The organism is Daejeonella sp. (assembly GCF_037719425.1).
Taxonomy (GTDB): Bacteria; Bacteroidota; Bacteroidia; order Sphingobacteriales; family Sphingobacteriaceae; genus Daejeonella.
In genome coordinates this window covers 1-7,394 of record NZ_JBBJNI010000183.1, presented here as the reverse complement: position 1 = coordinate 7,394, position 7,394 = coordinate 1, and the positions used below count along the sequence as shown (strand labels likewise).

At 39.5% G+C, this 7,394-nt stretch carries 4 protein-coding genes; 3 read left to right on the top strand and 1 reads right to left on the bottom strand.

Features of this window, described 5'->3' with window-relative positions; all coding sequences use genetic code 11:
• Positions 1 to 106 precede the first annotated feature (106 nt).
• Positions 107 to 3,298 (bottom strand): SusC/RagA family TonB-linked outer membrane protein, encoded by a 3,192-nt coding sequence (locus WKF69_RS17645; protein WP_340383554.1) that lies wholly within the window; start codon positions 3,296 to 3,298, stop codon positions 107 to 109.
• Positions 3,299 to 3,765: 467 nt separating this feature from the next.
• Here WKF69_RS17645 and WKF69_RS17640 point away from each other — a divergent pair, with 467 nt between their 5' ends.
• The 3 genes from WKF69_RS17640 to WKF69_RS17630 all read left to right on the top strand — a co-directional run.
• Complete coding sequence (locus tag WKF69_RS17640) at positions 3,766 to 4,146, top strand: PadR family transcriptional regulator (protein ID WP_340383552.1); 381 nt, start codon at positions 3,766 to 3,768, stop codon at positions 4,144 to 4,146.
• On the top strand, positions 4,143 to 5,738 hold the full coding sequence (locus tag WKF69_RS17635) for a PspC domain-containing protein (protein WP_340383550.1): 1,596 nt from the start codon (positions 4,143 to 4,145) through the stop codon (positions 5,736 to 5,738). Before WKF69_RS17640 ends, WKF69_RS17635 begins: the two co-directional genes overlap by 4 nt.
• A 220-nt stretch (positions 5,739 to 5,958) precedes the next feature.
• A partial coding sequence (locus WKF69_RS17630; protein WP_340383547.1) for an outer membrane beta-barrel protein occupies positions 5,959 to 7,394 on the top strand: 1,436 nt, incomplete at its 3' end.

The window sequence follows — 7,394 nt, the reverse complement described above, 5'->3', positions numbered from 1 at the left end:
GGGTTTACATTTATATCTCCAAAGTCGCTTGGATCGCAAGCTGAAAACAGCATCGCGCATCCCATTAATAAAACTAATATTTTTTTCATGTTTTCTTTCTCTTTAATTATAGTCCAGCTCTCAAATTCAGTCCGAATGTTCTTGTTGAGCTCAGCTGTCCGCCTTCTCTCCAGAATACTTCAAGTTCTGATGGATCAAATCCGAATTCCTTTGCAGGAGCAGAAATTAGCCACGCATTATTAACCATGGCTCCGATATTTATGCTTTTTACCTTTAGGTTTCCTAATAATGAGCGTGGAATGGTATATCCTAATCGTACTTCACGTAATTTTAAGTATGATGCATCTAATAAATAATTACGGGTATCACGCTGGCCATTTGTATAATAATGACGTCTGGCAGCGATATAAGTATCTACAGGAGCACCCGTTGGCGTAACACCGTTGATATGTACACCTCCGCCCAAAGATGGGAACATACGCTCGGGATTCCCTTTATCGTTATTTTTAACGGTTGCAGCAGTTAATCCTGTACCATCTCCATACATTTTAGTTAAAGAGTAAAACTTACCACCCTTTTGGAAATCCATTGAGAAGGTCAAGTCAACACCTCTATAGCTCATACTATTAAATAATCCACCAGTAAAATCTGGCATAATCGAACCAAGGTTGTTATTGATGGTATAATCTAAAGTTCCAGCAGTACTGGTGTAAACTGTTTTACCTTGAGCGTCTAATTTAGGTAGTCTACCTACCGCCTGACCCCATGGCTGTCCAACCTGATTCTCTATACGAAAATCGTTTCGTTGGGTTCCATATAGATACGTGTTTAAGCCTTCAGCAAGTTCCTTAACAAGTGACTCAGTCTTAGCGAAATTGAAAGAGGATGTCCAGGTAAAGTTTTTATTTCTTACCGGAGTACCGTTTATAGCTAACTCCCATCCTTTACGCTGAATATTACCAGCATTAATTTGAGCTGTGGTAAAACCTGAAGCCGGAGCTACATCGAGGCCAAGGATCTGATTGGTATTATTATCTACATAATAAGTCAGATCAAACCCAACTCTGTCCTTGAGGAACCTCATTTCAGCACCTAACTCAATTGATTTAGTCAGTGCAGGAAGCACAGCACCGGTACGGAATTGATTTCCGATTTCTGCTGATGGATTTGATCCATAAATTGATCCGTTATTAACTGCAATAGCAACCTGGTAGGGATCCAGATCGGAACCAACCTGTGCGAAAGCTGCTCTTAATTTACCGAAAGATAAAATATCTTTAATACCTCCTTTAAGAATCTCACTGAAAACTAAACTTGTAGAAACTGAAGGGTATAAGTATGAATTATTCGCAACAGGTAAAGCAGATGACCAATCATTTCTTAAAGTTGCATCTAAATATAAGAACGCTTTATATCCAATGGAAGCCTTACCAAATACACTTCTAACTTCTTTAGCCCTGTATCTGTTTTCGGTAATTGGCCTGGTAACTGATGCAGAAATATCAAAGAAATTAGGGAACGTTAGTCCGCCTGTTGTTTTATTTCTTAATTGGTCTTCCTTGTTTGTACGAATATTTCCACCTATAAACCCATCTAAACTAAAATTATTAAAGCCCTTTCTGAAGTTCAAGGTTGCTTCATAGTTCATTTCGTTATTAGAGAGTTGCAAAGTTTCGTAACTCGGTACCTGTAATCCACCATTTGCAACCTTGAAATTACCTTTTCCGTCGTTAAGGTTCATCCGTACGAAAGAAGTTACATTTAAGATATCATTGATCTTATATTTGAATCCCATGTTACCAACAAAACGATTCCGGATATCAGTACCATAGTTTTGTTCAGCAATAAAAAATGGACTATCCCAATACTGAGGCTGCAGGTAAAGGCTTGGATCGCCCGTCACATTTGGATCGCCGATGTTCCATGAATTTAATGAACCATCCGGATTGGTATAGTTTCTCAATTTGTCCATGTCTAGCTGACGCTGAAACCACTGGTTAAAGTTCATGCCAACATTCAATCCTTCTAAATTATACCCTTCTGTCGGCTGGCCTTTAGTATTACGGGTAGTATAACCTATATCAGTGGATACCATTAATTTACTGTTGATATCATAAGATCCATTAAAGCCAACCTGGTGCTGTTTACGATTAGCACCTGGTAGAACTAAAGATCTGCTTAGGTTATTATATGATAAACGATATGCGATGTCCTGAGATCCGCCTGAAACGGCAATGCTATTATTGAAATTTTTACCAGTCTCAAAAAAGTTCTTAATGTTATCGGGTTGAGGAGTCAATGATTCTAACTTGCCAAAGTCAGCACCAGGATACCATGTATAATAAGGCCTGTATTGCTGGCCATCCATTTTTGGACCCCAGCTTTCATCAGCTCCATAATCAATGATACGTTGATTATTGAATGCCGACCAACTGGTAGGATGTGTACTTGTTTTGTATTTGAAGAGATAAAAACCTTCAGCATCATAAGTAGTACCCGGGGATGTTGAATTTGAAGAATAACCACCCGCGTATGAATCCTGATAAGATGGCAATAATGAAATATCTTCAAATGCAGAACTCAGGTTCAAATCGATTCTCGGCGCGCCTGTGCGTGTACCCTTTTTAGAAGTGATTACGATTACTCCTGCTCCCGCACGATTTCCATAAAGCGCTGTTGCGGCCGGGCCTTTCAATACAGAAATCGTTTCTACATTATCCATGATGACATTTTCCTGTAAAGTTGGAGTACCATCAACTATATATAAAGGATTTGCGACATCTAAACCACTTATTCCCCTTATGATAATGTTAGCATTATCAAAAGTAGAACTGGGTGATCCTTGTAACTGAACACCTGCCACTTTACCTGCCAAAGAGGAACTTATATCCATAGATTTTGCTACAGTAAGTGCTTCCCCATTAACTACTGCAACTGAATAGCCTAAGGCTTTTTTCTCACGACCTTCACCTAGCGCGGTGATAACTATCTCAGACAACTGAGTGGCGTCATTCTCCATCGATACATTCACTGTATTAGATGAGGGAATGCTAAGCTCCAGGGTTTTAAATCCTATGAAGGAAAATTGAAGTGCAGAAAATCCTGCGGGTACCTGTAAGGAAAACCTACCATCGACGCCTGTTGACGTCCCTGTGGTTCCACCCTTAACCTTGATACTGACACCCGGAAGAGGTAGACCGTCTTCGCGGCTGATAACTGTTCCTGTAACAGTTCTTTCTTGCGCCATTGCTTGAAAAGCAATAAAAAGCAAAAGAAAACATGGTAATAGTTTTTTCATAAAATGCATTGATTAGTTAAAAAAAAGTTGAATTGTGACCTCAAGATACAGCAACATATTCGTTACGGCGAACTATTTTGTTAATTCATTTTAAATACCTTACGTAAACGATTGGTTATCAATAGGTTAAATTTAAGTTAACTTCCGCTTATTGTCTGAACCGTTGGATACTCAAAATTTTGTTATGCCCTCAGGCGCTATCTAGAAATATTATATCCTGATATGCATCACCGTCGATCAATAGTTTGTTATCGATCTTGGCAGGGAATTTTTCGAAATACTTGCACTGTATCCAGATCGGCTAAACGCAGTTCGAGTCTGATCCTACTTCTTTCAGTAAAGTGCATATGAAAAATCAAATTTTATTTTCCTGATTATAAGGCTGTTAAATTAACTACACGGCATTTTTTAATTTAATATATTACTATGTATTGCATAATACCAACCAAAGCATATATCTTTGCGATATGATAGTGGAGAACACACAAACCCAAATGAGGAAGGGAATACTGGAATATTGTATTCTTTCAATTATTTCCCGAGGGGAGATATATGCTTCAGATATTATTTCCGAATTAAAGAGCGCAAACTTGCTGGTGGTCGAGGGTACGCTATACCCGCTCCTGACACGATTAAAAAACAATGGCCTCCTTACCTATAACTGGCAGGAGTCAACATCAGGGCCTCCAAGAAAATATTATATACTCTCACCAGCCGGTGCCGATGTTTTGAAACGTCTCGATACGACCTGGGAAGAGCTTTCCTATTCTGTGAAAACAGCGTTAGAAGGACCGAAACAGACAAATACAAACAAAACATCTGAAGAAACCAAAAAGACAAGATCATGAACAAGACTATAATTATAAATATAAACGGAATCGTCTTCCACATTGAGGAGGATGCATATGAGGTTCTCAGAACTTATATGACGGATGTCAAACGGCATTTTGCCTATTCGCCTGACAGTGATGAGATCGTGACGGATATTGAGAACCGCCTGGCTGAGATGTTCAATGAAAGGTTAGTTGTGGATCATAAGCAGGTTATCGTACTTGCCGACGTAATAGCCGTTACAGCAATAATGGGAAATGTGAACGACTTCGACATTGACGATGATGACGATACATCCTTAAGATCTGGCCGTAAGCTGTTTCGCGACATCGATGAGCGAATTTTAGGAGGTGTGTGTGCGGGAGTGGCCCACTACTTCAACATAGAGCCAAAATGGATGCGATTGCTTGCAATCTTACTTGTTTTCTTCGGAGGCATCGGTCTACCTCTTTACATAATACTGTGGATCATCTTGCCGGCGGCTTCGACACGCACTGATAAAATGGCAATGAAAGGTGAGCCAATCAACCTCCAGAATTTTAAAAAGAATTTTGATGAAGAAGTTGAAGGTTTGAAAGGAGGCTTTCAACGTGCGCATAGCGAAGTACGCCCAGCCATCTATCAAATTGGGAAACTTATAGAAACACTGGCAAAATTGTTCATCAAGTTTATTGTGGCCATTGTGGCATTTTTTGGAATTCTTGGAATGATCATTCTTTTCATCGGCTTAATTACACTCCTTGGATATTGGAACAGCAACGAGCTTAACATGTTTCCATTCACCATTGTTAACCCGGCTTACAAATCAGTTCTGGCTTTCAGTGCCTTCGTCATTGCATTTATACCGCTTGCAGCACTGGTACTGTTCGCTCTGAGAATTCTGGTTGCAAGAATCGCGATATCGAGATCAGTTTATTTTACTATGCTGATCGTTTGGATCGCAGGCCTTGTAATGGGCGCTTATCACGCATCAAAAATAGCTTCGGAATTTAATGAGGAGGCTGAATTCTCGGTTACGACTCCGCTGACTCCATCGCCTGTATATTATTTGAAGTTAAATCCTGAGGTATTTCTAACCAAGGAAGACAGCGTGCGATACAACATAGATCAGACCAATTTTAAAGGAACATTGATAAGCAGCGATAACGAATTTGACCAACCGACAAGTGTGAGAATACAAATTGTAAAGGGCGATGTCGACAAACCAACGCTTGTGCAGGAATTCAGTGCCAGAGGTTCCGATTTTGAACAAGCTCTTAGTACCGCCCGTCGGGTCAATCACGGCTTTACGCAACAAGATTCTGTTATAGCATTTGACCCAAAAACACACTTGCTAAGGGGGGAGTTATGGCGTGATCAGTCGGTAAACCTAATTCTACGGGTTCCTGAAAACACTAAATTGATGATTGAAAGGCCCGTAATTCGCCACCTAATAATGCGAAGATATGGAAGTCGCTATTCAGACGATCACGATATCTGGGATTGTCAGCCTGAAAACGCATCAGGAGAGTATATTTCGGAGTGGAAGATGACTTCTGAAGGATTAAAATGCCAAAATGATTCATTAACCTCAGACCAAAATATTCCAGGCCGGAGTCCAGAATATTGAAGCCAGTGAAAACAAAAAAGGTAACAAAAATTGAAATAGTGTAACTAAACAAGTGTATAGTGCGTCTTATTTGAAAACTAAACAAGCTTAAATTTAAAGAAGACATTTAGCTAAGCCCATCCTCGAAAATATTGATATACCGATATGATAAGAGCATATTTTGCTCTGACGGGGAAGCGACGTGCTCAAAAAATCGAAACACAATAAAATAAAAACGATTATGAACAAAAAATACACAGCATTTTTCGCAGTATTATTAACTGCCATGCTACAGTTGCACAGTGTTGCATTAGGCCAAAATAAAATTACTACGGGTAAAATTACCGGGACCGTTACTGATGATGCAAAGAAACCTCTTGACTATGCAACCATCAGTCTTTTGAGGTCTAAGGATTCTGTGCTTGTTAAAACATCCTTTACCGATCTTAAGGGAACGTATTCTTTTGAGAATCTGGCGCCAGGCAGTTACTTGATCTCCACCGCGATGATGGGCTATAAAAGAACTTATTCATCAATATTTATTCTGGACGATGTTCAAAAACCTGTAGTGGTTGCTGATCTTAAACTGGAGTTTGAAAGCCGAAGTTTGAAAGAAGTAAGCATTATCGCACAAAAACCATTTATTGAGCGTAAAATGGATAAACTTATTGTAAACGTTGAAAACAGCAGTGTTTCTGCTGGCAGTACAGCCTTGGAAGTGCTGGAAAAAGCGCCCGGAATTACTGTTGATAAGGATGATAATATCTCTATGAAAGGCAAAACGGGCGTGTTGATCCAAATCGATGGGAAACAAACGTATATGAGCAGTGCCGACGTGGCGAATATGCTCAGAAATATGCAAAGCGACCAGATAGAAACCATTGAATTGATAACCAGTCCCTCAGCTAAATATGACGCCGCCGGCACCTCTGGCATAATCAATATCAAAACAAAGAAAAATAAAAGTATGGGCTTGAATGGAACCTTCACTGCCGGCGCCGGCTATGGAGAAACTTCAAAATATAACGGAGGAACCACGTTGAACTTCCGCAAAAATAAAATGAATTTATTTGGTAATTATAATTATTCCGATAATGGCCGAATTAACAACTTAAATCTGAACCGGGCGGTAACTTTCCTGGACACTGTTACAAATTTCAGTCAGCTAAACGCTTGGGATAATCGCCACAGCAGTAATTCCTTTAAAGGCGGAATGGACTATTTTATCAATAAAAATAATACCATAGGCATTTTGGTTAATGGCTATTCCAATAGCAAGTCCGAGCGAAGTACAAGTAACACCAGCAGAAAAAACAATTTTAACCAATCTGAAATAATCAATGTTTTAGGAGACAACACAGAAAAGTATAGCAATACGGCTTACAATTTCAATTACAAGGGAACGCTGGACACAACAGGAAAAGAAATTTCAGTAGACCTTGATTACTCTAATTATAAGGGAAACCACGACGAGATTAGACAAAATTCATATACACGCTTTAACTTAAACCCACGAAACAGATTAGATGTTAAGAACTACGCCCCTTCAAAGATCGACGTAAAGTCTGTAAAATTGGATTACACCCAGCCAGTCAATAAAACGACTAAACTGGAGATGGGACTGAAATCAAGCATCGTTAAAACGGACAATGACCTTTTGCTCGCTAAGCTTTCTGG

Excerpts from the sequence above, each read along its gene's own strand:
- WKF69_RS17640 (WP_340383552.1), top strand. The coding sequence starts at position 3,766 with ATGATAGTGGAGAACACACAAACCCAAATGAGGAAGGGAATACTGGAA.
- WKF69_RS17645 (WP_340383554.1), bottom strand. The coding sequence starts at position 3,298 with ATGAAAAAACTATTACCATGTTTTCTTTTGCTTTTTATTGCTTTTCAA.
- WKF69_RS17635 (WP_340383550.1), top strand. The coding sequence starts at position 4,143 with ATGAACAAGACTATAATTATAAATATAAACGGAATCGTCTTCCACATT.